21 protein-coding genes are annotated in these 23,988 nt (G+C 73.5%); 11 read left to right on the top strand and 10 right to left on the bottom strand.

What is annotated here, in order from left to right; all coding sequences use genetic code 11:
* The first annotated feature begins 27 nt into the window (after window positions 1–27).
* On the top strand, window positions 28–1,461 hold the full coding sequence (locus tag JRG78_RS03770; protein ID WP_272653631.1) for a phosphotransferase: 1,434 nt from the start codon (window positions 28–30) through the stop codon (window positions 1,459–1,461).
* On the opposite strand, the gene JRG78_RS03765 is transcribed toward JRG78_RS03770, so the two are convergent.
* Together JRG78_RS03765 and JRG78_RS03760 are read right to left on the bottom strand one after the other, a co-directional pair.
* Window positions 1,368–5,141: an ATP-dependent DNA helicase gene (locus JRG78_RS03765; protein WP_272653630.1), complete on the bottom strand. Its 3,774-nt coding sequence runs from the start codon at window positions 5,139–5,141 to the stop codon at window positions 1,368–1,370. The genes JRG78_RS03770 and JRG78_RS03765 overlap by 94 nt on opposite strands.
* Window positions 5,138–8,356 carry an ATP-dependent helicase gene (locus JRG78_RS03760; RefSeq protein ID WP_272653629.1) on the bottom strand — a complete coding sequence of 1,073 codons (3,219 nt, stop codon included), beginning with the start codon at window positions 8,354–8,356 and terminating at the stop codon, window positions 5,138–5,140. The genes JRG78_RS03765 and JRG78_RS03760 overlap by 4 nt, the downstream gene beginning before the upstream one ends.
* Window positions 8,357–8,491: 135 nt before the next feature.
* On the opposite strand from JRG78_RS03760, the gene JRG78_RS03755 reads away from it, so the two are divergent.
* Together JRG78_RS03755 and JRG78_RS03750 are read left to right on the top strand one after the other, a co-directional pair.
* Window positions 8,492–8,716, top strand: a complete 225-nt coding sequence (locus JRG78_RS03755) for a DUF3107 domain-containing protein (protein ID WP_272653628.1) — start codon at window positions 8,492–8,494, stop codon at window positions 8,714–8,716.
* A gap of 1 nt (window position 8,717) precedes the next feature.
* Window positions 8,718–9,005, top strand: coding sequence for a hypothetical protein (locus JRG78_RS03750; protein ID WP_272653627.1), 288 nt, complete (start codon window positions 8,718–8,720; stop codon window positions 9,003–9,005).
* 63 nt (window positions 9,006–9,068) lie between these two features.
* On the opposite strand, the gene JRG78_RS03745 is transcribed toward JRG78_RS03750, so the two are convergent.
* Window positions 9,069–9,782 carry a ferritin-like domain-containing protein gene (locus JRG78_RS03745; RefSeq protein WP_259607692.1) on the bottom strand — a complete coding sequence of 238 codons (714 nt, stop codon included), beginning with the start codon at window positions 9,780–9,782 and terminating at the stop codon, window positions 9,069–9,071.
* Between the two features lie 246 nt (window positions 9,783–10,028).
* Here JRG78_RS03745 and JRG78_RS03740 point away from each other — a divergent pair, with 246 nt between their 5' ends.
* Window positions 10,029–11,552, top strand: a complete 1,524-nt coding sequence (locus tag JRG78_RS03740; protein WP_272653626.1) for a DEAD/DEAH box helicase — start codon at window positions 10,029–10,031, stop codon at window positions 11,550–11,552.
* A gap of 135 nt (window positions 11,553–11,687) precedes the next feature.
* Here JRG78_RS03740 and JRG78_RS03735 read toward each other — a convergent pair whose 3' ends face one another.
* Window positions 11,688–12,563 (bottom strand): PHP domain-containing protein, encoded by an 876-nt coding sequence (locus JRG78_RS03735; RefSeq protein ID WP_272653625.1) that lies wholly within the window; start codon window positions 12,561–12,563, stop codon window positions 11,688–11,690.
* A 74-nt stretch (window positions 12,564–12,637) separates the two neighbouring features.
* Between JRG78_RS03735 and JRG78_RS03730 the strand changes: the two genes are divergently transcribed.
* From JRG78_RS03730 to JRG78_RS03715, 4 genes are all read left to right on the top strand, one after another.
* On the top strand, window positions 12,638–13,660 hold the full coding sequence (locus tag JRG78_RS03730) for an endonuclease/exonuclease/phosphatase family protein (RefSeq protein ID WP_272653624.1): 1,023 nt from the start codon (window positions 12,638–12,640) through the stop codon (window positions 13,658–13,660).
* 85 nt (window positions 13,661–13,745) lie between these two features.
* Entirely contained in the window at window positions 13,746–15,161 is a 1,416-nt protein-coding gene (locus JRG78_RS03725) for an aminopeptidase P family protein (protein WP_272653623.1), read from the top strand.
* A 107-nt stretch (window positions 15,162–15,268) separates the two neighbouring features.
* Entirely contained in the window at window positions 15,269–16,159 is an 891-nt protein-coding gene (locus tag JRG78_RS03720) for a phosphotransferase (protein ID WP_259607687.1), read from the top strand.
* 285 nt (window positions 16,160–16,444) lie between these two features.
* A complete protein-coding gene (locus JRG78_RS03715) occupies window positions 16,445–18,094 on the top strand; it encodes a DUF222 domain-containing protein (protein ID WP_259607686.1) in 1,650 nt (549 codons plus the stop codon).
* Between the two features lie 62 nt (window positions 18,095–18,156).
* Here JRG78_RS03715 and JRG78_RS03710 read toward each other — a convergent pair whose 3' ends face one another.
* The 5 genes from JRG78_RS03710 to JRG78_RS03690 form a co-directional block, all read right to left on the bottom strand.
* Window positions 18,157–18,414: a VOC family protein gene (locus JRG78_RS03710; RefSeq protein WP_336297705.1), complete on the bottom strand. Its 258-nt coding sequence runs from the start codon at window positions 18,412–18,414 to the stop codon at window positions 18,157–18,159.
* Window positions 18,371–18,634 carry a hypothetical protein gene (locus JRG78_RS03705; RefSeq protein ID WP_259608261.1) on the bottom strand — a complete coding sequence of 88 codons (264 nt, stop codon included), beginning with the start codon at window positions 18,632–18,634 and terminating at the stop codon, window positions 18,371–18,373. Before JRG78_RS03705 ends, JRG78_RS03710 begins: the two co-directional genes overlap by 44 nt.
* Window positions 18,635–18,702: 68 nt before the next feature.
* A complete protein-coding gene (locus JRG78_RS03700; protein ID WP_259607685.1) occupies window positions 18,703–19,347 on the bottom strand; it encodes an alpha/beta hydrolase family protein in 645 nt (214 codons plus the stop codon).
* On the bottom strand, window positions 19,347–19,745 hold the full coding sequence (locus tag JRG78_RS03695) for a DUF4870 domain-containing protein (RefSeq protein WP_259607684.1): 399 nt from the start codon (window positions 19,743–19,745) through the stop codon (window positions 19,347–19,349). Before JRG78_RS03695 ends, JRG78_RS03700 begins: the two co-directional genes overlap by 1 nt.
* Entirely contained in the window at window positions 19,742–20,656 is a 915-nt protein-coding gene (locus JRG78_RS03690; RefSeq protein ID WP_259607683.1) for a general stress protein, read from the bottom strand. Before JRG78_RS03690 ends, JRG78_RS03695 begins: the two co-directional genes overlap by 4 nt.
* Window positions 20,657–20,725: 69 nt before the next feature.
* Between JRG78_RS03690 and JRG78_RS03685 the strand changes: the two genes are divergently transcribed.
* From JRG78_RS03685 to JRG78_RS03675, 3 genes are read left to right on the top strand one after another with little or no spacing between them, the layout of a single operon-like run.
* Complete coding sequence (locus JRG78_RS03685; RefSeq protein WP_259607682.1) at window positions 20,726–21,973, top strand: magnesium transporter; 1,248 nt, start codon at window positions 20,726–20,728, stop codon at window positions 21,971–21,973.
* Window positions 21,973–22,467 (top strand): DUF1003 domain-containing protein, encoded by a 495-nt coding sequence (locus tag JRG78_RS03680; RefSeq protein ID WP_259607681.1) that lies wholly within the window; start codon window positions 21,973–21,975, stop codon window positions 22,465–22,467. Before JRG78_RS03685 ends, JRG78_RS03680 begins: the two co-directional genes overlap by 1 nt.
* Entirely contained in the window at window positions 22,464–23,585 is a 1,122-nt protein-coding gene (locus JRG78_RS03675; protein ID WP_259607680.1) for an Mrp/NBP35 family ATP-binding protein, read from the top strand. The genes JRG78_RS03680 and JRG78_RS03675 overlap by 4 nt, the downstream gene beginning before the upstream one ends.
* On the opposite strand, the gene JRG78_RS03670 is transcribed toward JRG78_RS03675, so the two are convergent.
* Window positions 23,582–23,980, bottom strand: coding sequence for a Sec-independent protein translocase TatB (locus JRG78_RS03670; RefSeq protein WP_259607679.1), 399 nt, complete (start codon window positions 23,978–23,980; stop codon window positions 23,582–23,584). The two genes, JRG78_RS03675 and JRG78_RS03670, sit on opposite strands and share 4 nt — an antisense overlap.
* Between the last annotated feature and the right edge of the window lie 8 nt (window positions 23,981–23,988).

Below are 23,988 nucleotides of genomic sequence, written 5' to 3'. Positions count from 1 at the left end.
CCGAGCCGCACATCTACCCTTGTGGGCATGGCACGCTCTCCCTTCACTCTAGTGGCGGCGGTCACGGCCGCACTGCCCGGGGCGGATGTCACCGGGGCCCGTGCGCTCACGGCGGGCGGGGACGGGCGCTTCGACTCCGCGGTGGCGACGCTCGCCGACGGTCGTGAGCTGGTGATCCGGGTCGCGGAGGACGACGAGGCCGCGCGCGAGCTGGCCGAGGAGGCCATCGCGCTGCGGGCCCTCACCTCGGGAGTGCGGGAGATGCTGCCGTTCGCGGTGCCCGAGTACATCGGCGAGACGCGCGTCGGCGAGGCCCGCGCCCTCGTCACGGATCTGCTGCCCGGGTTCCAGATCGACGCCCCGCACGTGCCGGCCGGCCGGGGTGCGGCGCCGTCGATCGGCGCCGCGACCGCGGCGGTGCACGCGCTCCCGGCATCCGTGGTGCGCGGCGCGGGACTGACCGTGCGCGACGCCGCCGACGTGCGCCGCGAGGTCGAGCAGCTGGTCGATCGCGCCGCCGCGACCGGCCGGGTGCCGGCCCGTCTCACCGCGCGGTGGCGGGATGCGGCCGGGGACGATGCGCTGTGGCGCTTCGAGGCGACGGTGACTCTCGGCGGGGCGCAGGCGGGATCGTTCCTGTTCCAGGACGACACCGAGCACGGGCCTCAGGTGACCGCGGTGCTCGGCTGGCGGGGGCTGTCGGTCGGCGATCCCGCCGTCGACCTGTCCTGGCTGTCGGCCGCGCCGGACGCCGCCGAGGACGTGCACGCCGCGTACCTGCGCGCCTCGGCGCGAGCGGTGGACGAGGCGCTGCGGGTGCGCGCGCGTCTGCACGCCGAGCTGGAGTTCGCGCGCTGGCTCATCCACGGGGAGTCGCTGCACCGTCCGGACATCGTCGACGACGCGGCGGCCCTGCTCGAGTCGCTCGCGGAGGGCCTGCGCGCCGACGACCTGGCCGTGATCGCCGCGAAGGGCGCGGGCGTGGACTCGGCGCTGGAGGCGGTCGGTCGCGTGCCCGAGACCGTGGCCGCGGCGGTCGACACCTCGATGCAGACCGACGCGTACCGCCCTGAGGAGCTCTGGAGCGACGACGACCCGAGCGCGGACACCGGCGCCGTGGGTGCCGCGGCCGGCGCCGGGGCTGCTGCTGGGCCGGGGGCGGATGGCGGCTCGGCGGACGGCGGCTCGGGAGCGGATGCCGAGTGGGGCGCGCCGACGCAGGACCTCACCGAGGTGACGGGCGTACGCGGCTCCTCCGGCGGTGGGGCGACGGGGGCGGCGTCCTCCGATGGCACGGTGAAGGATGGCGCGGTGACGGATGCCGGGTCGGCGGAATCCGGGGATGCCGCAGGGCTGGACGACGAGGCTCAGCGGGCCGCGCGCGCCGCCCTCCAGCGCTGGACCAGCTCCGCCTCCGACCAGACCCGGTCGCCGCGGATGACGAGGTCGTCGGACACATAGAACAGCGCCACGTCGATGTCCTCCAGCGGGACGCCGAAGCGACGGTGGTACGCCAGCCGGTAGAGCGCGAGCTGCAGCATCCGCTCCTCCCGCTCGGCCGCGGTGCGGGGCGCCTTCCCGGTCTTCCAGTCGACGATCTCGATCCGTCCGCCGCGGTCCTCGCGACGGTAGACGGCGTCGAGCTTGCAGATGATGATGTGCCCGGGGGGCGTTTCGTCTCGCTCGCCTGCGGCGGGCTCGCTCAACGACCGGGAACCATCGCCCGCGGGAATGGGCGTTTCGTCTCGCTCGCCTGCGGCGGGCTCGCTCAACGACCGGGGAGGGGCGGCAGGGCCGCTCGACGAGGGAGGGGCGTCGAGGGCGAAGTCGATCTCGAGTTCGACGGCGATCGGACGGAGCGGACCCCATTCGCTGCGTTCGAAGATCTCCTGCAGCCGGGCGAGGTCGGCGGTGTCCGCCGCGGCGCCGGCATCCGTCTCCTCGTCCAGCTCCCACAGCGCCTCGTCGGGGCGGGTGCCCACGCCGACGAGCTCGGAGCGCCGCTCCACCCAGGCGTGGAACAGCGTGCCCAGGCGCGTCTGCCGGTACGGACGCTCCGGCATCGGCCGGACGATGGACGAGAGCGTGCCGTGGAAGTCAGTGACGTAGTCCTTGAACCGCGATGCCGGCACGCGCGTCGGCGGCGCGGCATCCGTACCGCGCTGGCGTGCCGCGCGCTCGGCGAGGAGCCGCTCGAGCTCGGGGCTGGGGGCCGGCGGCCGCGGTGACGCCATGGCCGCGCGCACCTCCGCCGCGGCGCGTTCCACGACGGCGCGCCGTGCCCCGAGCGGGTCCATCGGCCAGGTGAGGGTGTGCCCAGGACCGTCGTACGGGTTCTCCTCGGCGTCCACCGGCGCGATCGGGTCGAGCCCGAGCACGTCGAGCGCCTCGACGAGGTACGGGCTGGGCTGACGCGGGCTCTTCTGCCCCGCCCAGTGCGAGCCGCTCAGCAGCAGGTCGCTGCGGGCGCGGGTGACGGCGACGTACGCGAGCCGACGCTCCTCCTGCTGCTGATAGGCGCGGTACTGATCCTTGAACCGGCGCAGCGCGCCGCCCGACGGGAACGCCTTCGTGACGCCCGCGCAGAGCGCGTCCTTCGCCGCCTTCTCCCGCTTCGCCGGATCGTCGCCCGCGGCGTCCATGGCGGCCTGCGGGTCCCATTCGAATCGGGGCAGCGCGTCGCGGTCGCCGCGGAGCGCGAACGGCAGCACGCCGAAGCCGAACCACCCCGAGGTGTCGGACACACGAGTGGGGAGCTCGTCGACCACCAGCCGCACGACCGCGACGGCATCCCACTCGAGGCCCTTGGATCCGTGGATCGTGAGCAGCTGCACCACCCCGGGCTCGGGCGGCTCCGGCCGGGGCACCAGCTCATCCGTGCTCTCCGCCTTGTCCAGCCAGGCGAGGAGGCTGCCGATCGTGCCGCGCTCGTCGGCGGCGAGGAAGGCCTTCACCTCGTCCGCGAACGCGCGGAGCTGGGTCGCCGCGATCCGGGCGGGCCCCCGCGTCTCGTTCGCGGCGAGCTCGATGTCCAGCCGCAGCTCCAGCTCGATCATCCGGATCAGCTCGGGGATCGGCTGGGACGCTGCGCGCCGCAGCCGCTCCAGCATCTCGCCGGCGGCGCGGATCCGCGCCCTGCCCTCCGGGCTGATCCGCTCCAGCAGCCGATAGTCGTCGCGGACCGCGCGGACCACGTCCACGGCGTCCACGATCGAGACCGCCTCGTCGGCCCCGCGGGAGGAGCGCAACCGCATCCGGATCTCCTCCGGCAGGGGCATCAGCGCGCTGTCGCGCTCGGCGAGGGTGCGCCCGAGGTCGTACAGGGCCGCCATGTCGGCCACGCCCACCCCGAACCGCGGACCGGTGAGCAGCCGGATCAGCGCGGACCCGGCGGTCGGATCGTGCAGGACCCGGAGCGTGGAGACGACGTCGACGACCTCGGGAGTGGAGAGCAGGCCGCCGAGGCCGAGGATGCGGTGCGGGATGCCGCGGGCGGCGAGCGCCTCGGCGAAGGTCTGCATGTGCTTCTTGGAGCGGAACAGGATCGCGCCGGTGTGCGGACGCGCGGCCCCGGACCGGTCGTGCTCGGCGCGGCGCTCGGCGAACCACTCCGCGACCTCGGCGGCCTCGTCGTCGACGGTGAGCGGGAACTGCACCTGCACCGTCCCGTCGCCGGCGCCCGGACGCGGGTCCAGCGGCGGCACGTCCAGCCCCGGCCGCTGCAGCGGTTCGAGCACGCGGTTGGCGACGTCGAGGATGCGGCGGTCGTTGCGCCAGCTCGTCATCAGGCTGTACGTCTGCGCCGTCCCGTCGCCGGAGAACGCGCCGGCGAACGCGTACAGGTTGTCGGCGCTGGCGCCCCGCCAGCCGTAGATCGACTGATGCGGGTCCCCGACCGCCATCACCGGGGCGTCGCGGAACAGGGCGGCGAGGAACCGGGTCTGGATCACCGACGTGTCCTGGTACTCGTCCAGCAGCACCACGCGATGCTGCTGGCGCAGCTCGTCGCGCACATCGGGCGCGGACTCCACGATGTCGTAGGCGCCCGCGACCTGGTCGGCGAAGTCGAGCACGCCGCGGCGCTGCTTCTCGGCGATGTACTCGCGCACCAGCTGGGTCAGCGTCGGCAGGCTGAGCAGGTTCGTGACCGCCTTCTCCACGTCGGCGTTGCCGCGGTACGGGTCGAACGCCGCGGCCTGCTCGCGGGCGATCCGGTCGGCGAGCGCGAGGTCGGCGCGGTGGTCGAGTGCATCACCGGCCAGCCGCTGCACGGCGTCGATGACGGTACCCAGCGCGTAGTCGATCTGCTCCAGCTCGGGCAGGTCGGAGCGCATCACGACCTCGCGCGCCAGCATCCAGGAGGCGGCCTGACTGAGCATGGCGACGTCCGGGTCACGGCCGATGCGCGCGGCGTGCTCGCGCACGATGCCGTCGGCGAAGGCGTTGTACGTCGACACGCGGGGCCGGATCATCAGCTCCTCGGCGGCGCGCGGCGCCGCCGGGTCCCAGCCGGTGCCGTACCGGTCTGCGAGGGCGTCGAGCACCTGGGCGCGGACGATCTCGCGCTGCCGTCCGGGCGCGGCGGCGTCGATCCGCTCCAGCACACCGGAGGCGACGATCGTCGGCAGGTGCGGCAGCAGGCCGCGCCGGCCGAACTCGTCGATCACGGCCAGCCGGGCCGCGATGCGCTCGGCCAGCTCACCGGCCGCCTTCCGGGTGAACGTGAGCCCGAGGATCTCGTCGCGGCGCACGTGCCCGTTGGCGACGAGCCACACCACCCGGCCGGACATCGTCTCGGTCTTGCCGCTGCCGGCGCCCGCGACCACGAGCGCCGGCCCCGGCGGGGCTTCGATCACGCGCTGCTGCGCCGCTGTCGGCGGCGGCTGGCCGAGGGCGGCGGCGATGTCGGTGGCGGACAGATCGAGCGGGCCGGGCCAGCCGGCCGCGGTGGTGGCCGGAGCCTGCGCGGTCGCCGAACGGGCGGGAGCGGATGCCGACGCCGTCTCCCCCGGCGCGGTGGCCCCAGCCGCGCGCGCCTCCGCCGCCTCGGTCATCCCTGTCTCCGTCTCGGTCCCCGTCGCCTCCGTCTCGGTCCCGGTCGCCTCCGTCTCGGTCATCGCGGCACCGGTGGGCGCGGTCATGCGCTCACCGCCGGGACGGTGTGGATCCGGCACGGGTTGATCCGCCGCTGGATGTCGGCGCAGTGCGCCTCGACCTGGGCGGTGAAGCTGCTCGCCGCCATCCCCCGCGCCGCCTCCGCGACCCGGCGCAGGAACGCGGCCCGGGCCTCGTCGTCGAGGGTGTGCTGGTGCGCGATCCGGTAGTCGCTGCCGGAGAGCGTCTTCGACACGATGACCAGGCGCGCCCCGCCGAGGGTCGCCGGGTCGGCGCCCTCGACCAGCCCCTGCTGCACCGCGATCTGGTACGCGGCGAGCTGGGCGTGCTCGAGCACGCGGGCATCCGATTCCGGGTCGTTCTTGCCGGTCTTCAGATCCACCACCACCGTCCGCTCACCGCCCCGCGGTCCGGACATCGGCTGCCAGCCGCGCGCCCGGGCGGCGGGGTGCTCCCCCGCGCCGGCCGGGTACGCCTCGACCCGGTCGATGAATCCGCTGACGATCGCGTGCGGGGCATCCGCCGCCTCCTCCACCGGCAGCACGCGCGGCGTCCCCCCGTCCTCCTCGTCGAGGGCCACCGCGAAGCGGAACTCGGACTCGCTGCCGATCACCCGGCCGCCGTCGCGGGAGACCGTCGTCAGGTACGCGTGCAGACGCTGGACGAGCTGGTCGGCGCGGCGCTGCTCCTTCCGGCCGATCCACGCGGTTTCGAAGTCCAGCTCGGGCCAGTGCTCGGCGACCACCTCCCGCATGCGCTCCAGGTCGCCGTCGGGCACCCGCTCCATCGCCTCGTGGATGATCGTGCCGATCCCCGCGGAGGGCGGCATGACGGTGTCCCCGCCCATCGCCGCGATCACCCAGTTCAGGCCGCACTCCTCGTAGGACTCCATCTTCGACGGCGACACCCGCGCCCCTTCCGCGGTGAGATCCCGCAGCGGGGCATCCGTCGACGGCGGGAGGACGCCGTACCACTCGGCGGGGTCGGCGCCGGGCACGCCCTCCCGCGCGAGCACGGCCAGCTGCGCCGCGGCCTCCGCGCGCGCCTCCTCCGACGCGGACTCGGTGAGCGTGCGCCGGTGCCGTCCGACGAGCCCGCGCAGGGTGAGCGGATGCTCGGCCGACGGATGCGCGTCCACCGGCGCGGGGGCCGGCAGGAAGGCGAAGAACGGGCTGGGCGTGAGATCGTCGTCGTCCACGGCGGTGACGAGCAGCCGCCGCCGGGCGCGCGAGATCGCCCGCACGAACAGGCGCAGCTCGTCGTGGAGAACCCCGCGGCGGCGGTCGAGCACGCTCGGCGCGGGGGCGGGCGCACCGCTGCGCATCGCCGTGAGGGCGTCGGCGAGCCGCCAGGTCTGCAGCAGTCCCCCGCGCAGCCGGAGATTGGGCCACACGCCGTCCTGCACGCCGGCGACGACGACGGCGTCGAACTCGGTGGACAGCGCGCTGGCGGGGGTCATCAGCGCGACGCGGCCGGGACGGTCGGGCGTGGAGAGCGTGTCCTCGGGCACCTCGCTGTCGAGGATGTCGTGCACGAAGGCGCTCGGCGGCTGGTTCGGTTCGCGCTCGACGAAGCGCTTCGCCGCATCGAACAGGGCGACCAGGGCGTCCAGGGCCCGCGCGGTCTCGGCGCCGGTGGGCTGCAGCGCGGCTTCGCGCCAGGCGACGTGCAGACGCCGGCCATCCACCGTGCGCGCGGCGTCCCACACCCGCCAGAGCAGATCGTGGATCGTCTCGCCGTCGGCGGCGCCGGCGGCCACCGCCGCGAGGGTCTCCGCGAACCGCGCCGCGGTGCGCGCCTCGGGCGCGTCGATCAGCGCGAAGTGCAGCGGCTGCGCCATGGCCTGCCGCAGCAGCTCGCGGGCCGGGGTCGCCCCGCCCTGTTCCAGTTCGAGGTGCCGCAGCCGTGCGCGCAGCCGGCGCAGGCCGATCGCGTCCATGCCGCCGAAGGGCGTGCGCAGCGCCTCCTCCAGCGCCTCCGCGGTGCGCTCCTCGACCGGCGTCAGCGCGAGCCGCACGATCCCGACGATGTCCCTTACGATGCCCTCGCTGCCCAGCGGACGCTGCACGCCGGAGGCCTTCGTCGGGATCTCGCGGGCGGCCAGCTCGGTCTCGAGCTGCGCCACCTGCCGGGTGTCGTGGGCGATCACCGCCATCCGCTCCCAGGGGATCCCGTCGCTGAGATGCCAGTCCCGCATCACCCCGGCGATGCGGTCCAGCTCCTGGTACGGGGAGGGTGCCAGGAAGGCGGTGACGGCCGCCTCGGACTCCTCGGCGGGCGGCGTCACCGGCGGCCGGCGGTGCTCCACACGACCGGCGGTCCCGATCGCCTGGGTCACGGTGCGCACGAGCGCCGTCAGCGCCGGCAGCTGCCGATGCGGCCGGTCGAGCACGTGGACCTCGGACAGGAGCGCGGCGAGCTCGGCGAACCGCTCCGGGCTCGCGCCGCGGAAGACGCCGGAGGAGATGTCCGGGTCGCCGAAGGCGTGCACCGCGATGCCGCGGGAGCGCAGCGCGGTGACCACGGCGATGCCGCCGCGGGTGAGCTCCTGGGCGTCGTCGATGAGGACGACGCGCAGCGCCGCGAGCGGTCCCAGCTCTGCCGGGTCGGCCCGGCGCAGGATCGCGGACGCCTCGCTGAGCAGGTCGGCGGTGTCGCGGTGCGCGAAGCGCAGGCCGTCGAGCACGCCCCGGTACTGCACCAGGAAGTCGGCGGCGGCCGCCCACGCCTCGACGCCGTGCGCGCGCAGCTCCTCCGGCTGCACGCCGTGCTCGGTGCACTCCGCCAGGAAGGCCCGCAGCTCGGAGCGGAATCCCTTCGAGGCGCGGACCGAGGGGCTGAGCGCCTCCGGCCAGCGGATGCCGCCGTCCTCGGCGTCCCCCTCGAGCAGGTCGGCGATGATCCGGTCCTGGTCGGCGCCGGTGAGCAGCGCGGGCGGCTCCTGCCCGGCGTGCACCATCGCGCCGCGGACGACCTGGAACGCGAACGACCCGAGGGAGCGCGCCAGCGGGCCGGGTGTGGCCTGCGCGATGCGCACCCCGATCCGGTCGCGCAGCGCGGTGGCGGCGGGGCGGCTGGGCGTCAGCACGAGCAGCTCCTCCGGCCGCATCCCGCCGGCGAGGAGGTGCACGACCCGATCGATCAGCGTGCGGGTCTTGCCGGTGCCCGGGGCGCCGATGACCACGCCGGAGGCCGAGGCGGGCGCCTCGATCACGGCGCGCTGGGCGGCATCCTGGGTCATGTCCTCCACGCTAGCGGCGGCGCCCGACATCGGCTCGCGCGCGCTGTGCGCCCACGGCGAAACCGCGCCCGCGCCCCGCCGCCGGGTCTGCGCCGCGGGGTAGAGTTGCCGTGTCCCAGACCTGGAGGAGACCGCGTGGAAATCCGCATCGGCATCGTGAACACCGGCCGTGAGCTGAGCTTCGACACCGCGAGCAGCACCGAGGACGTGCGCTCGCAGATCACCTCCGCCCTCGAGCAGGGCGCGACGCACCTGACGCTCGCCGATGTGAAGGGCAACACCTACGTGGTGCCGACCGCCAACCTCGCGTACGTCGAGATCGGCACCGAGGAGTCCCGCCGCGTCGGGTTCGTCGCCTGACATGTACATCCTGCTGGCACTGATCGCGGCCTGTGCGCTCGGGGTCGCGCTGCACTTCGCGCTCCCGCACCGCGAGCTGCGCGGCGTGGCGGTCACCCCGGCCGTCGCCACCGCCGCCGCGGGCGCGATCTACACGGCGATGCAGTGGGCCGGCGTCGCCGAGGCGGACGTCTGGCTGTGGGTCGGCAGCCTCGGCGGAGCGCTGCTGCTCGCGCTGGTCGCCACGCTCGCCCTCACCGCGCAGCGCCGGCGCACGGATGCCGAGGCGAAGCGCGCGCTCGGCATCTGAGCACCGCGCTCCCGGCGTCACGACGCGTTCCCGGCATCCGGACCCGTTCGCGGCATCCGGATGCTAGGAGGCGAGTCCCATCGCGTCCATGCGACGGGCGTGCGCGGACATCAGCTGGGTGTACACCGGCTCGACGCGCTCCTCGTCGGCGGGGGCGAGCCGCTCCGGGCGCAGCGCGCTCCGGCACACCAGCAGCGTGTCGCCCACCAGGCGGCGTCCCCACAGCGACAGCAGCGAGCGCCATTCCGGATCGCTCTCGATCGTCTCCTGGATGATCGCGACGATCTCGTGCCGGGCGTCGTCCTCGCGCAGGATCGCGGCCACCCGCTCCCCCGTCTCGCCGTAGCTCGAGGCGAGGGCGAGGTAGAAGTCGTCCAGCATCCCCGCCGTGAGGTAGACGGCGAGGAGCGTCTCCCGCGGCCGCGCGCCGATCGTCTTGCGGCGGAACGCGTCCAGGTTCTCCCGGAACGGGAGCATCAGCTGGGTCGGGTCGTCCCCGCGCTCGGCGATCAGCTCGACCATCTCGCGGTGCTTGTCCAGCGCGGCCCCGGCGGCGCGGGACAGCGCCTCCTTCTCGGCGAGATCCGGGGTGGCGCGGATCAGGCGGGTGAGCGTCTCGAAGTAGCCGAGCTGCAGGTAGGCGGCCTGCCCGAGGAAGCGGTTCAGCTCGGGGGCGAGCTCGGCGAAATCGACCCGGGTGGCGCCGCTCGTCTCACCCCGGCTGCGCAGGGAGAGGGGGCGTCGCTGCGGTGCGCGCTTCCAGAACCATCGGGCCACCCGCCCAGATTACTCGTGCCGCGCCGCTCCTCGTGCCGTACCGCTCCTCGTGCCGCACCGCGCCGGCGGACGCGGCGCTCCGCTGCGGGGACGCGCCCCTCGGGCTCCGGGGGATGCGGCCTCCTCGGGTAGGCTGGTCACGCCCTGCCATCGGAGCAGGGCCCCGCGCCTGTGACACAGAGACGGCGTGGATCCGTTACGAGGCGGCGCCGGATTCGCGCGGCCGCCGGACAGGCAAGACGAACAGTGACCTCTTTCTCCGATCTCGGAATCGACCAGGACATCGTCGACGCACTCGCCGCCAAGGGCATCGTCGACGCGTTCCCCATCCAGGAGCAGACCATCCCGCTCGGGCTGCCGGGCCAGGACATCATCGGCCAGGCGAAGACCGGCACCGGCAAGACCTTCGGCTTCGGCATCCCCGTGGTGCAGCGTCTCGGCCTCGACCCCGAGCCGGGTGTGAAGGCCCTCATCGTGGTGCCCACCCGCGAGCTCGCCGTGCAGGTGTACGAGGACATCGACCTGCTCACCAGCAACCGCTCCACGAGCGTCGTCGCGATCTACGGCGGCAAGGCGTACGAGGGGCAGATCGAGCAGCTCAAGGCCGGCGCGCAGATCGTCGTCGGCACGCCGGGACGTCTGATCGACCTCGCCGGGCAGCGCCTGCTCGACCTGTCCAACGCGACCGAGGTCGTGCTGGACGAGGCGGACAAGATGCTCGACCTCGGCTTCCTCGCCGACATCGAGAAGATCTTCCAGAAGGTGCCGGAGAAGCGGCACACGCAGCTGTTCTCGGCCACGATGCCCGGCCCCATCGTGGCGCTCGCGCGCCGGTTCATGTCGAACCCGATCCACATCCGCGCGAACGACCCCGACGAGGGCCTCACGCAGGCGAACATCAAGCACATCGTGTACCGCGCGCACGCCCTGGACAAGGACGAGATCATCGCCCGCATCCTGCAGGCGGAGGGCCGCGGCAAGACCGTGATCTTCACCCGCACCAAGCGCGCCGCGCAGAAGCTGCACGACGAGCTCGCGGACCGCGGGTTCAACGTCGGCGCCGTGCACGGCGACATGGGCCAGGATCAGCGCGAGCGCTCGATGGCCGCGTTCAAGGCCGGCAAGAAGGACGTGCTGATCGCGACCGACGTGGCCGCCCGCGGCATCGACGTGGACGACGTCACGCACGTGATCAACCACACCATCCCGGACGAGGAGAAGACGTACCTGCACCGTGCCGGCCGCACCGGCCGCGCCGGCAAGACGGGCATCGCGGTGACGTTCGTGGACTGGGAGGACCTGCACAAGTGGGCCCTCATCAACCGGGCGCTCGAGTTCGGCCAGCCCGAGCCGACCGAGACCTACTCGTCCAGCCCGCACCTGTACACGGATCTGAACATCCCCGAGGGCACGAAGGGCCGGATCGTCACGGCGCCGAAGGCGGAGAAGCCCGCGGGCGAGCGTCGTCAGCGTCAGCCGCAGAAGGCCGAGGACGCCGTCGCCGAGGGCACCGCCGAGGGCGGCACGCGTCGCCGGCGCCGCCGTCGCCGCGGCTCGGACCGCGTGGGTTCGACGTTCGCGGAGGGCGCGGAGGGCGCCGAGAAGCCGGCCGCGGCTGCCGCATCGGATGCCGCGCCCGCGGCCGACCGGGACGCCGAGGGCGCCGGCACGCACGACGGCGCCGGGCGGGAGCACCACGACGGCAAGCCGGCTCCGGCGCGCCGTCGTCGCCGCCGTCGTGGCGGCGGGGCCCCGGTCGCCGGCGCCTGAGTCCGGCGGCCGCCTGAGCCGGAGGGCGCCTGAGCCGGAGGACGCCTGAGCCGGAGGCCGGCAGCGGCATCCGATCTCGGACCCGCCACCGGCGCCTGAGTCGGCCCGGCAGCGGCATCCGATCCGCGGCGGCGCTCAGCCGAACTGCGGCGGCGTGCCGGTGGCGCGCTCGATGATGCGCGCCACCATGTCGTCCGCGGTGGTGTTCTCCCCGGGACGGTTCGGCTTGCCGGTGCCGTGGTAGTCGCTGGATCCGGTGACGATCAGGTCGTGGTCGGCGGCGATGCGCCGCAGGATCCGCTTGCCGTCCTCGGTGTTCTCGCGGTGGTCGATCTCGAAGCCCGCGAGGCCCGCGGCGATCAGCCGCTCGATGACCTCCGGCGGCAGCATCCGGTCCCGTCCCGCGGTGACCGGATGCGCGATGATCGCCACCCCGCCGGCATCCGTGATCAGGCGCACGGCGGTGAGCGGGTCGGGCGCGTAGTGCGGCTCGTAGTAGCCCTCGCGCGGATGCAGGATGCCGTCGAAGGCCTCGGTGCGGTCGCGGACGATGCCGCGGGTGACGAGCGCGTCGGCGATGTGCGGGCGCCCGACGGTGGCGTCCCCCGTCGTGTGCGCCAGGACGTCCTCCCAGCTCAGGTCGTAGTCGCGCGAGATGTTGCGCACCATGCGCTCGGCCCGGCCGATCCGGTCGTCGCGGATCCGCTCGGTCTCGGCGCGCAGGTCGGCGTCCTCGGGGTCGAAGAGGTAGCCCAGCACGTGCACGCTGCGCCATTCGTGCTTGGCGGAGAGCTCCATGCCCGGCAGGAAGGTCATCCCGAGCTCGGCGGCGACGGCGCCCGCCTCGGCCCAGCCGGTGGTGCGGTCGTGGTCGGTCAGCGCGAGGGTGCGGATGCCGTGCGCGTGCGCCTGCCGGACGACCCGACCGGGCGACTCCGTGCCGTCGGAGTGGTTGGAGTGCAGGTGCAGGTCGCTCGGACCCGCGAACCGCTGTGGCTCCCCCGTCGTCATCCTTCGAGAGTACCGATCCGGAGGCACCCCGGCGGTCAGCGCGGTCACAGCCCGCTTCCCTACGCTCGGAGACGATGCTTCGACTCCTCGGGATCCTGATCACCGTGCTGTACGCGATCGCGGCGGCCGTGGTGGTGTGGCCGCAGTTCTTCCGGCTGGAGCACACCTTCCCGATCGCCCAGGTCGTCGCCGCCCGCGGACTCATGCTCGCCGGATTCCTGGCCGTGGCCGTGATCGCGCTGCTGCTCCTGCTCGCCCGTCCGCTGCGCGGCTTCGCGGCATCCGTGCTCATCGTGTCGCTGCTGGCGGCGGGCGCGACGGGTGCGATCGGGGCGATGCGCGGGTTCTCCACCGGCACGCTGCCGGCGAAGACGGAGTCCAGCGTGAGGGTCATGACCTGGAACACCGCGGGCGAGGCGGTCCCGGCGGAGACGATCGCCGCGGCGGTGCTCGAGCAGCAGGCCGACATCGTCGCGCTGCCCGAGACCGCGGAGGCGGTGGGCGAGCGCATCGCGATCATGCTGCGCGAGCAGGGGCATCCGATGTGGGTGCACCACGTGAACTCGCGGCCCGACGTGCAGAACGGGCCGCAGGCATGGCAGACGACGATCCTGATCTCGCCCGAGCTGGGCGACTACTCCGTGATCCAGTCCTCGCAGGACGGCACCAGCAGCACCGGGGCGCTGCCGAGCGCGGTCGCCATGCCGGTGGACGGCACCGGCCCGACCGTGGTGGCCGTGCACGCCGTGGCGCCGCGCGAGGAGGACATGGCGCAGTGGCGCGCGGATCTCTCCTGGATCGCCGACCAGTGCCCGGAGGGCGACTTCATCCTGGCCGGCGACTTCAACGCCACGCTCGACCACATGGCCTCGCTCGGCGTGGGCGGCGGCGACATGGGCTACTGCCGGGACGTCGCCAGCCGCACCGGGACGGGCATGGCCGGCACGTGGCCGACGGACATCCCGGCGCTGGCCGGCGCTCCCATCGACCACATCATGGCCAGCCAGAACTGGACGCCGACCGGCTCCGCGGTGCTCGGCGACGACGCCGGCAGCGACCACCGGGCCGTGGTGGCGCAGCTCGAGCCGGCCGGCTGAGTTCCGGCATCCGCGCGTCACCGGCATCCGCGCGTCTCGGCGTCCACGCGTGTCCGGCGTCCGGGGTCGGTGAGAGGATGGACGCATGAGCAGCGCAGCCGACGAGAGCACGACCGCGACCGAGACCGCGGAGGCCGAGAACTCCAACCGCAAGCAGCCGTTCCCCCGCGGCTTCCTGGACACCATCTCGACCGGATGGGCGGAGCGTCCCGAGTCCCTGCCGCCGGCCCGCGCACAGGCGTCCTACGCGGCGGCCCGTCGCGCCGCGGTGTCGGCGGCCTTCCCGGGCAGCCGCCTCGTCGTGCCGGCCGGGTCGCTGAAGCAGCGCAGCAACGACACCGACTATCCGTTCCGCGCGCACTCCGCCTTCCTGCACCTGACCGGGTGGGGCGAGGACGCCGAGCCGGACTCGGTGCTCGTGTTCGAGCCGACGTCCGACGGCCACGACGTCACCCTGTACTTCCGGGAGCGCGCGGACCGCACCACGTCGGAGTTCTACTCGGACGCGACGATCGGCGAGTTCTGGATCGGCCCGCGCCCCTCCCTCGCGGTGGTCGCCGCCGACCTCGGCCTTGCGACCGCGCACATCGACGACTTCCAGGCCGGTGACGACGACCTCGTCGTGGACGAGGACGCCGAGCTGACGCGCTTCGTCTCGGAGCTGCGGCTCGTGAAGGACGAGTACGAGATCGCCGAGCTGCGGCGTGCCGTGGAGATCACCCGGAGCGGATTCGACGACGTGATCCGCGCCCTGCCGCGGGCCGTGGAGCACCCGCGCGGCGAGCGCGTGGTCGAGGGCGCCTTCCATCAGCGGGCCCGCAGCGACGGCAACTGGGAGGGCTACGACACCATCGCGGCCTCCGGCCCGCACGCCTGCTACCTGCACTGGACGCGCAACGACGGCGCGGTCGTGCCGGGCGACCTCATCCTCGTCGACGCGGGCGTCGAGGTCGACAGCATGTACACCGCCGACATCACCCGCACGCTGCCGGTGAACGGGCGGTTCTCCGAGGTGCAGCGGCGGGTGTACGAGACGGTGCTCGAGGCAGCGGATGCCGCGTTCGCCGCGGCCCGTCCGGGGGTGAAGTTCCGCGCCGTGCACGAGGCGGCGATGGAGGTCATCGCGCGCCGCACCGCGGAATGGGGGCTGCTGCCGGTGACGGCCGAAGAGGCTCTCGATGCGGATGCCGGGGGCCAGCACCGCCGGTACATGGTGCACGGCACGAGCCACCACCTCGGACTGGACGTGCACGACTGTGCGCAGGCCCGCCGCGAGATGTACTACGACGGGGTGCTCGAGCCGGGGATGGTGTTCACGATCGAGCCGGGACTGTACTTCCAGATCGACGACCTGACCGTGCCGGAGGAGCTCCGCGGGATCGGCGTGCGGATCGAGGACGACATCCTGATGACCGCCGACGGGCCGGTGAACCTGTCCGCCGACATCCCACGCACCGCCGACGAGGTCGAGGCGTGGATGGCCCGGGCTGCCGGTCGTTGAGCGAGGACGCGCGCAGCGCGACCGAGACGAAACGCAGTGAGGAATCCGAGCCTCCGCAGCCGCCCGCATCCCCGACCGGGAACCCCGCAGCTCACGATGCCGGCACCATGCACGAAGGCCAGCTGAACGTCGACGCGGAACTCGTCGCCTCGCTGGTCGCCGCTCAGTTCCCCCGCTATGCCGGCGCGCCCGTCCGACGCGTCCACTCCGGTGGGACCGTCAACGCGATCTTCCGCATCGGGAGCGACGTCGCCGCCCGCCTTCCCCTGCTGCCCGCGGACGCCGCAGAGCTCGAGGCCGAAGCGTCGGCTCTGAACGAGTTCGCCGAGACATGCCCGTTCCCAGCGCCGCGCGCCCTCGGCATCGGAGCACCGGATGCCGCGTACCCGTCCGCCTGGACGCTGCAGGAGTGGCTGCCCGGCACGGTGGCCGACCCCTTCCGGTGGTCGTCCTCCTACGCATTGGCGGACGACGTCGTGAGCCTGATCCGGCGCCTGCGCAGCGCGCCGGTGGCGGGGCGCTCCTTCGACGGGCGGGGACGCGGCGGGAATCTGAGGGATCACGACGAGTGGATGGCGCACTGCCTTGCCCAGAGCGCCGGAATCGTGGACACCGCTGCGGTCGAGGCTCTGTGGTCGGTGCTCCGCGATCTCGCGGCCGACGGTGAGGACCGCATGAGCCACCGGGACCTGATCCCCGCGAACCTCCTCGTGGCGGACGGACGTCTGGTGGGAGTCCTCGACGGCGGGGCCTTCGGCCCGGCCGACCCGTCCCTGGACCTGGTCGCCGCATGGCATCTGTTCGACGAGCCGGTCCGCTCGCATGTGCGCGCCGCTGTCGGCGCGGGCGAGGCCGAGTGGCTGCGCGGAGCCGCATGGGCGCTGCAGCAGGCGATGGGCCTCGTCTGGTACTACCCCGAGACGAACCCGCCGATGGCGGAGCTCGGCCACTCGACCGTCACACGCCTTCTGGCCGACACCGAACTCCCCCGACGCTGAGCGCGCCGCCCCTCCTCCGCCGTCGTCGAGCGAGGCGCCCTCCCCCCCCGGTCGCTGAGCGCGGTCCCCGTCCCGGTCGTTGAGCGAGGACGCGCGCAGCGCGACCGAGACGAAACGCCCCACCGCTCCCGGGTCGCCCTCCCCCGGTCGTTGAGCGAGCACCGGCGCAGCCGGAGCGAGACGAAACGCCCCACCCGTCGATTCGTTACCATTCCGTTACCACCCTCAGTTCGCAGAAGTGCCGAATACTCGTTCGAATGTCCGTGGCCGGTGTGATCATGAAGTATGGCATTCTTCACCGAGGTCGACGCGGAGGTCGCGGTGCTGCGCGGCCTGCTCGGTGAGGACACGGATGCCGCGAGCCTGCCCGGCCGGGTTCTGCGCCTGTCCGACACCGACCTCGCCGTTCTGGTTCAGGCGGCGGGAGCCTTGCGGCGGTGTGCGGAGCGGGTGGAGATCGTCGGGGCCGGCGTGGTCGCGTCCCGCTCCACCCGGGATGCCGGGCATTCGGGTCTGGCCCAGTCCCGAGGCCACCGCTCCGCGGCGTCGTTCCTGCAGGAGATCACCGGCGGCACCCGCAGCGATGCGCACCGCCAGATCCGGCAGGGCACCTCCCTTCTCGAGGAAGCCGCCGCCGGCGGATCCCCCGCCGACGACACAAACGCGGGACATCCCGGCGACGACGGACACGACCATGGCGGCCCGGAGGACCATGGCTGCCCGGCGGGGGACGCGGAGCAGCACGGTGAGGGCGCGGGTTCGGGCGGGACGCCGGATCCCGGTACACACCGCGGGCCCGGCCAGGGCGAGACCCCCGCGATCACGCCGCCCTGGCACGCCCCGCTCGGCGCCGCCCTGCTCTCCGGCGACCTCTCCGCCGCTCAGCACGACGCCATCCTGCGCGGCCTCGGCGAACCACCCACCGCCACGGCGACCGGCCCTACCCTCGACCACCCCGACGACGCGGCCGCTGCGGTGGCGGATGCGGAGGCGCGGGAGGCGTGGCGTGCGGCGGCGGAGCAGCTGATCGCCGAAGCGGCCCGGCGCACCGTGGAGGAACTCGCCTCGACCGCCCGGACGATCCGGGACCGGCTGGACCCGGAAGGAGCCGAGCGGCGCTTCCAGGAGCGATACCAGCGGCGCTCGTTCCGCACCTGGCGCGACCGGGACGGCATCGCCCACGCCTCCTGGGTGTTCGACGACGAAGGCGCCGCATTCCTGGAGGCCATCCTCGCCGCCGCCCTCCGCCCCCGCCTGGGCCCCCGGTTCGTCGACGAGACCGAGAAGACCCGCGCCGAGGACCTCGTCCGCGACCCCCGTTCCAACGACCAACTCGCCTACGACCTGCTCCTGGATATCCTCCGCACCGGCATCCTCGCCGACCCCAAGACCGTCTTCGGCACCCGCCAGCCCGGAATCCGCCTGGTCACCGTCCTCACCCCCGACGGCACCCTCGCCCCCACCGGGCACACCGAAGACGGACTGCACCCCCTGCCTGCCACAGTCATCTCCCGCCGCATCTGCGACACCGGCGTGATCCCGGTCACCGTCGACTCCTGCGGGAACCCGCTGGACCTGGGCCGAGAACGGCGCCTGTTCACCCCCGCCCAGCGCCTCACCCTCGCCCTCCGCGACGGCGGCTGCCGCTGGCACGGCTGTGACCGCCCCGCCTCCCACTGCGAAGCCCACCACTGCGACGAATGGCACGCCGACCAGGGCCGCACCGACATCGACCGCGGCATCCTGCTCTGCCGGTTCCACCACATGCAACTCCACCACAACGGCTGGCGCATCACCCGCACCGGCAAAGACGACTTCCACCTCCACCCACCCGGCCCAGGCGAACCCATTCCCCTCCCACCCCGCCTCTCCCTTCGCTACGCCTGGGGCGACATCGACCCACCCCCACCCCGCTTCCACCCTGCCGCCGCCTGACCACCACCACCCGCGACCGGCCCGGACCGAGGGCCGGCGACCGGCCGGCAGCCGTCGCGAACTCAGCGGAGCGTCTCTGCGACGATCTCGACCTTGAACCCGGCCTGATCCTCGAGCCATCCGGCGTAGTGCTCCGGGCCGCCCGCATGCGGGTAACGATCGCGGTACAGCGCCCGCCAGCCGTGCCGTTCCGCCGCTTCCATCAGCTCATCGACATCACTGGGCGTGCCGCCACGAAAGGCGACGTGGTTCATTCCCGGCATCCGTCGATCGTGCTCAGCGCCCGTCAGGTTCGGTGGCTGCGTGAGCGTCACGTACATCTCTCCCGCGGACCACGACTTCCCGCCGGGCCATTCCTGCGTGACCCGGAATCCGAGTTCGCTGCGCCGCACAGGCCGCCAGCACCAGCACGGCGAACGAACGGCCGAAGACGCTGTCGTCCCCGGCGGAACCGAGACCTTCGCGCAGCATCGCCGCGGCCCGGTCGCCGAACTCGTCGAGGGTCAGATCGTGAACTCCGGCGGCGACGTCCTCGAGCATCACGGCGAGCGCACGTTCGCGGACGGCGGCGTCCGCAGACGCGAGCTCCCGCCACGGCCCCGCCACGGTCAGCCCGCGAACTCCGCCACGATGGGGGCCAGCGACGCGCCCACCTCCGCCGGTGGACGCTTCCGGCCCTTCACCTCGAACGAGTGCCCGCCACCCTCGACCCATGCGATGCGCGCATCCTGGCAGGCGGCCACCGCCTCCTCGAGCTGGGACAGCGGCTGGACGAACGGGTCGTTCGTGCCCTCCACGAACAGCTGCGGCACTGCGATGGCGGGCAGATGCTCCACCCGCAGCTTCTCCGGCTGGCCCGGCGGATGCAGCGGGTACCCGAGATACACCAGGCCGGCGACGGGCATCCCCTCGGCGACCGCCATCGACGCCATCCGGCCGCCGTACGACTTGCCGCACGCCCAGATGCGCACGTCGGGATCCTGCTCCGCGGCCATCGCCACGGCGGCGCGCCACGTCGCGATCGCGTGCGCGGCCGGGCCCGGCATCCGTCTGCCCGCCTCGACGTAGGGGAAGTTGAAGCGCAGCGTCGCGAATCCGGCATCCGTCAGCGCCGACGCGAAGCCGATGAGGAACGGATGGTCCATTCCCGCCCCGGCGCCGTGCGCGATCACCACGGTGCCCCGAGACGCGCCGTCGGGCGCGGCCCACGCCGTCGACACCGCCACGACGCCGCTGGGCAGCGACACGTCCATCAGCCCCTCCTTCCGAACGGCAGCCGGACCACCTCGCCCTTCGACGCTCGCACGGTCGCGACGATCACGACGACCAGATGCACCACGCACACGGCGATGTAGAGCAGGATCGGGATGCCCTGCGGGAGGAACCCGGCCGACCCGGCACTCAGGAACAGCCGCGGCAGCGTGATCGCCAGGTGCACCACCAGCAGCGCGGTCGAGACCAGGAGGAACAGCCGTCCCCATCGGCGCGCCGCGTCCGCGTTCGCCTTCGCAAGCGGACCCTGACGCGACAGCGAGCCGTACGCGGCGACCATGGCCCCGCCGGATGCCAGCGATCCCAGGAACGGCACCGGCAGCAGCACGAGGAGCCCGAGCGCCCAGGCGGACGCTCCGGTCGCCGGACGCGCGGTCATCGACCGGATGCCGGCGGCTCGCCCTCCGCGGAGCCGTCCGCGTCGCCGCGGTCCGGGGCGGGCGCGTCCTGCGGCAGCGGCGGCGCGGGCGGAGGAGGCGGCGCGACCGGAGGAGCCGCGGGCGCGGAAGCCGGAGCAGGCGCGGACGCCGGAGCAGCAGGCGCGGACGCCGGGGCAGCAGGCGGAGCGGATGCGGGCGCCGGAGCAGCAGGCGGAGCGGATGCGGACGCCGGCGGCTCGGCCGGCGGGTTCGCGCCGGCGACGTCCTCGGGAGCCGGCACGACGTGCGGCGGGTGTGCGGAGCCGGGAGCGGCGGCGCCGGCATCCGGACCGGGCTGAGACGCACCCGGCGCGGACGCACCACCCGCGGACGCACCGCCCGGCGCGATGCGCTCCCCGTACTTCGGCGGCTCGCTGAGATCGACCGCGGGCCGCGTCGGCGCGGGTCGCTGGGCGCCGAGCGCCTGACGCGCCTTGGCGAGCGAGGACGGCTGCACGCACACCTCGTAGTGATCGGCGACCATCTGCGTGATGCTCGCGAAATCGCGACGGCGCCGCACGATCGCGTAGGTGATCAGGCTCATCAGCATCCCGAGCGCGACGCCGATGAACACGAAGCCGAGGAACAGCGAGACGGGCGCGTCGGGCGTGCCGAAGAGCATGAACGCCGACAGGAACAGTCCGATCAGAACGCCGTTGATGGCGCCCGACCGGGCGGCCGCGGCATAGCCCAGCCGGCCGGTCACCCGCTCGACCGTGCGCACCCCCTGCCCGACGATGACGATGTCGCGCGCGGGCACCTCGGCGGCGATCAGCTTCGACACCGTCTTCTGCGCGCTCTCGTAGTCGCGCATCGACGCCACCATCTCGCCGATCTCATTGCCGCTCGGGGGCCGGTTCAGCATGCTCATCGCCCCATTGTCCCATGCGGCCCTCCGCCGCGCCGGGATGCCCCAGCGCCCGCGGACTACGCTGGGAGAATGAGCACACAACGGGTCTTCGTGGCGCGCCTGGCCGGGTGCGCGGTCTTCGATCCCGTGGGCGACCGGCTCGGCAAGGTCCGGGACGTCGTGATCGTGTACCGAAGTAAGGCCTCCCCCCGTGTGATCGGGCTGGTGGTCGAGATCCCCGGCCGCCGTCAGGTCTTCCTCTCCATCGGCCGCGTGACCTCCATCCGCTCCGGACAGGTCATCACCACCGGCCTCATCAACGTGCGCCGCTTCCAGCCTCGCCCGGGCGAGGTGCGCGTGCTCGCCGAGTTCCTCGGCCGGCGGATGAGCTTCGCCGACGGCAGCGGCACCGCCGTGGTCGAGGACGTCGCGATCGAGCAGGACCGCCACGGCGAGTGGGCGATCAGCCAGCTGTTCCTCCGCAAGCCCAAGACCAGCGCATCCCCGTTCGCGAAAGGCCCCACCACCTTCGCCGCGTGGAACGAGGTCACCGAGCTGCGCCGCCCTGGCGAGGCGCAGTCCGCCGAGCAGCTCATCGCGAGCTACTCCGAGATGCACGCCGCCGACCTCGCGACCAGCCTGCTCGATCTGCCCCAGCAGCGCATGATCGAGGTCGCCGAGGAGCTGCCCGACGAGCGCCTCGCGGATGCCCTCGAGGAGATGCCCGAGGACGAGCAGGTGCACATCCTCGATCGCCTCGGCGACGAGCGCGCCGCCGACATCCTCGACGAGATGGAGCCGGACGACGCGGCCGACCTGCTCGCGCAGCTGCCGCCGAAGCGCCTGGAGCAGCTGCTCAAGCTGATGGACCCCGAGGAGGCCGAGGAGGTGCGCAAACTCCTCCGGTACGGCCCGGACACCGCCGGCGGTCTGATGACCCCGGAGCCGATCATCCTCTCCGCGGATGCCACGGTGGCCGAGGCCCTCGCCCTGATCCGCCGCCACGAGCTGCATCCGGCCCTCGCCGCCGCCGTGTTCGTCACGCTGCCGCCGTTCGAGACCCCGACCGGCCGGCTCCTCGGCGTGGTGCACTTCCAGCGGATGCTGCGCTACCCGCCGCACGAGAGGCTGGGCGCAATCCTGGACGACGGCCTCGAGCCGGTGTCGGTGACCGCCTCCGCCGCCGAGGTGGCGCGCATGCTCGCCAGCTATGACCTGGTCTCGCTGCCCGTGGTGGATGCCGCGCACCGGCTGGTCGGCGCGATCAGCGTCGACGACGTGCTGGACTACCTGCTGCCGGACGACTGGCGCACCCACGACGTCGAGGAGGCGAGCTGATGGCACGGACCCCGCGTCTGGACACCCCCCTCGGCCGCACCGCCACGGGTCGCCCGCCCTCCTCGCAGGACCGGTTCGGCCGGTTCACCGAGTGGGTGGCGCGCGCGATGGGCACGCCGGCGTTCCTGCTGCTGCTCAGCCTGTTCTGCGCCGCCTGGATCGCCTGGAACACCCTCGCCCCGAAGCACCTCCGCTTCGACGACGCCGCACTCGGGTTCACCGCGCTCACCCTGATGCTCTCCCTGCAGGCGTCGTACGCCGCCCCGCTGATCCTGCTCGCGCAGAACCGGCAGGACGACCGCGACCGCGTGCAGATCGAGCAGGACCGGCAGCGCGCCGAGCGCAACCTCGCCGACACCGAGTACCTGGCCCGCGAGATCGTCGCCCTGCGCCTGGCCCTCGAGGAGCGCACCAACCAGACGGTCACCCGCGATGTGCTGCGGCAGGAGCTGAAGACGATGCTCGCCGAGCTCGAGGCGGAGAAGAAGCCGTGACCTCCGCCGAGCGCGTGCGCCAGGCCGTCGCCGCGGTCGCCGACCCGGAGCTGCGCCGCCCGATCGGCGAGCTGGACATGGTCCGCGACGTGGTCGTCGACGGCGGCACCGCGCACGTGTCGATCGTGCTCACGATCGTCGGATGCCCGGCGGCGCAGCGGATCGAGCAGGACGTGCGGGATGCCGCGGCATCCGTCCCCGGCATCGACGCGGTCGACGTCGCCGTCGGGGTGATGACGCCCGAGGAGCGCCGCGCCCTCACCGAGAAGCTCCGCGCGGGACGCCCCGCGCGGCAGATGCCATTCGGGCCGGACGCGCTCACCCGGGTCATCCTCGTCTCCAGCGGCAAGGGCGGGGTCGGCAAGTCGACGGTCACCGCGAACCTTGCCGTCGCCCTCGCCGCCCGCGGGCTGCGCGTGGGGCTGGTGGATGCCGACGTGCACGGGTTCTCCATCCCGGGGCTGCTCGGCATCCCGGCCGGCACCCAGCCCACCCGGATCGACGACCTCATGCTGCCGCCGGTCGCTCACGGCGTGAAGGCGGTGTCGATCGGGATGTTCCTGCGCGACGGCGAGGCGGTCGTCGCCTGGCGCGGCCCGATGCTGCACCGCACCGTGCAGCAGTTCCTCACCGACGTCTTCTTCGGCGACCTGGACGTGCTGCTCATCGACATGCCGCCGGGCACCGGCGACGTGGCGATCTCGATCGGCCAGCTGCTCCCCCATGCCGAGGTGCTCGTCGTCACAACGCCGCAGCCGGCGGCCGCGGAGGTGGCGATCCGCAGCGGGCTGGTGGCGCGGCAGACCGGGCAGCGGGTGATCGGCGTGGTGGAGAACATGGCCGCGTTCACCCTTGCGGACGGCAGCGTGCTCGACCTGTTCGGCGCGGGCGGCGGCGCCGATGTCGCGGCCGCGCTGTCCCGCGACGGCGAGGCGGTGCCGCTCCTGGCATCCGTGCCGCTCAGCCCCGCGCTGCGGCACGGCGGGGATGCCGGGATGCCGGTCGTGCTCGGCGCGCCGGAGGACCCGGCGGCGCAGGCGATCGCGACGCTCGCGGAGCGGATCGCGCAGGGCGGTCGGTCGCTCGCGGGCCGGCCGCTGCCGATGCGCGTGCGCTAGGTGGCTTCCGCGTCGAACGGCGGCGGCGTGGTGCGCGAGAACGTGGTGCGGACCTGCCGCGAGACCGGCGACGGGGCCACGGCGGCGGACGTGTCGAGCCCGTCCACCGGGCCGGAGGCGACGGGCGTGCTGAACGAGGGCTCCTCGAAGAGGGCGTCGCGGATGATGCGCCGCGGGTCGTACTGACGCGGGTCGAGCTTGCGCCAGTCGACGTCGTCGATGTCCGGGCCCAGCTCCTCCTTCATCTTCGCCTTCGTGTCGCGCACGTACTCGCCCGCGCGGCGGACGAAACGGGCGAAGCTCTCCGCGGCCTTGGGCAGGCGCTCGGGGCCGATGATGATCACCGCGATCAGGCCGATCAGCAGCAGCTTGTCGAACGTGAGCCCCAGTTCCATGTCTCAAG

Origin of the sequence: Microbacterium sp. EF45047 (assembly GCF_028472845.1) — a bacterium.
Lineage (GTDB): Bacteria > Actinomycetota > Actinomycetes > Actinomycetales > Microbacteriaceae > Microbacterium > Microbacterium neungamense.
This window is presented reverse-complemented; position numbering and strand designations above follow the sequence as displayed.

What these genes read in the sequence shown, in the direction of transcription:
- JRG78_RS03765 (WP_272653630.1), bottom strand. Translation starts at nt 5,141, where the DNA reads ATGACCGCGCCCACCGGTGCCGCGATGACCGAGACGGAGGCGACCGGG.
- JRG78_RS03725 (WP_272653623.1), top strand. Translation starts at nt 13,746, where the DNA reads ATGAGCAGCGCAGCCGACGAGAGCACGACCGCGACCGAGACCGCGGAG.
- JRG78_RS03760 (WP_272653629.1), bottom strand. Translation starts at nt 8,356, where the DNA reads ATGACCCAGGATGCCGCCCAGCGCGCCGTGATCGAGGCGCCCGCCTCG.
- JRG78_RS03750 (WP_272653627.1), top strand. Translation starts at nt 8,718, where the DNA reads ATGTACATCCTGCTGGCACTGATCGCGGCCTGTGCGCTCGGGGTCGCG.
- JRG78_RS03730 (WP_272653624.1), top strand. Translation starts at nt 12,638, where the DNA reads ATGCTTCGACTCCTCGGGATCCTGATCACCGTGCTGTACGCGATCGCG.
- JRG78_RS03695 (WP_259607684.1), bottom strand. Translation starts at nt 19,745, where the DNA reads ATGACCGCGCGTCCGGCGACCGGAGCGTCCGCCTGGGCGCTCGGGCTC.
- JRG78_RS03705 (WP_259608261.1), bottom strand. Translation starts at nt 18,634, where the DNA reads ATGCTCGAGGACGTCGCCGCCGGAGTTCACGATCTGACCCTCGACGAG.
- JRG78_RS03685 (WP_259607682.1), top strand. Translation starts at nt 20,726, where the DNA reads ATGAGCACACAACGGGTCTTCGTGGCGCGCCTGGCCGGGTGCGCGGTC.
- JRG78_RS03720 (WP_259607687.1), top strand. Translation starts at nt 15,269, where the DNA reads ATGCACGAAGGCCAGCTGAACGTCGACGCGGAACTCGTCGCCTCGCTG.
- JRG78_RS03735 (WP_272653625.1), bottom strand. Translation starts at nt 12,563, where the DNA reads ATGACGACGGGGGAGCCACAGCGGTTCGCGGGTCCGAGCGACCTGCAC.
- JRG78_RS03710 (WP_336297705.1), bottom strand. Translation starts at nt 18,414, where the DNA reads ATGTACGTGACGCTCACGCAGCCACCGAACCTGACGGGCGCTGAGCAC.
- JRG78_RS03680 (WP_259607681.1), top strand. Translation starts at nt 21,973, where the DNA reads ATGGCACGGACCCCGCGTCTGGACACCCCCCTCGGCCGCACCGCCACG.
- JRG78_RS03690 (WP_259607683.1), bottom strand. Translation starts at nt 20,656, where the DNA reads ATGAGCATGCTGAACCGGCCCCCGAGCGGCAATGAGATCGGCGAGATG.
- JRG78_RS03700 (WP_259607685.1), bottom strand. Translation starts at nt 19,347, where the DNA reads ATGGACGTGTCGCTGCCCAGCGGCGTCGTGGCGGTGTCGACGGCGTGG.
- JRG78_RS03670 (WP_259607679.1), bottom strand. Translation starts at nt 23,980, where the DNA reads ATGGAACTGGGGCTCACGTTCGACAAGCTGCTGCTGATCGGCCTGATC.
- JRG78_RS03715 (WP_259607686.1), top strand. Translation starts at nt 16,445, where the DNA reads ATGGCATTCTTCACCGAGGTCGACGCGGAGGTCGCGGTGCTGCGCGGC.
- JRG78_RS03770 (WP_272653631.1), top strand. Translation starts at nt 28, where the DNA reads ATGGCACGCTCTCCCTTCACTCTAGTGGCGGCGGTCACGGCCGCACTG.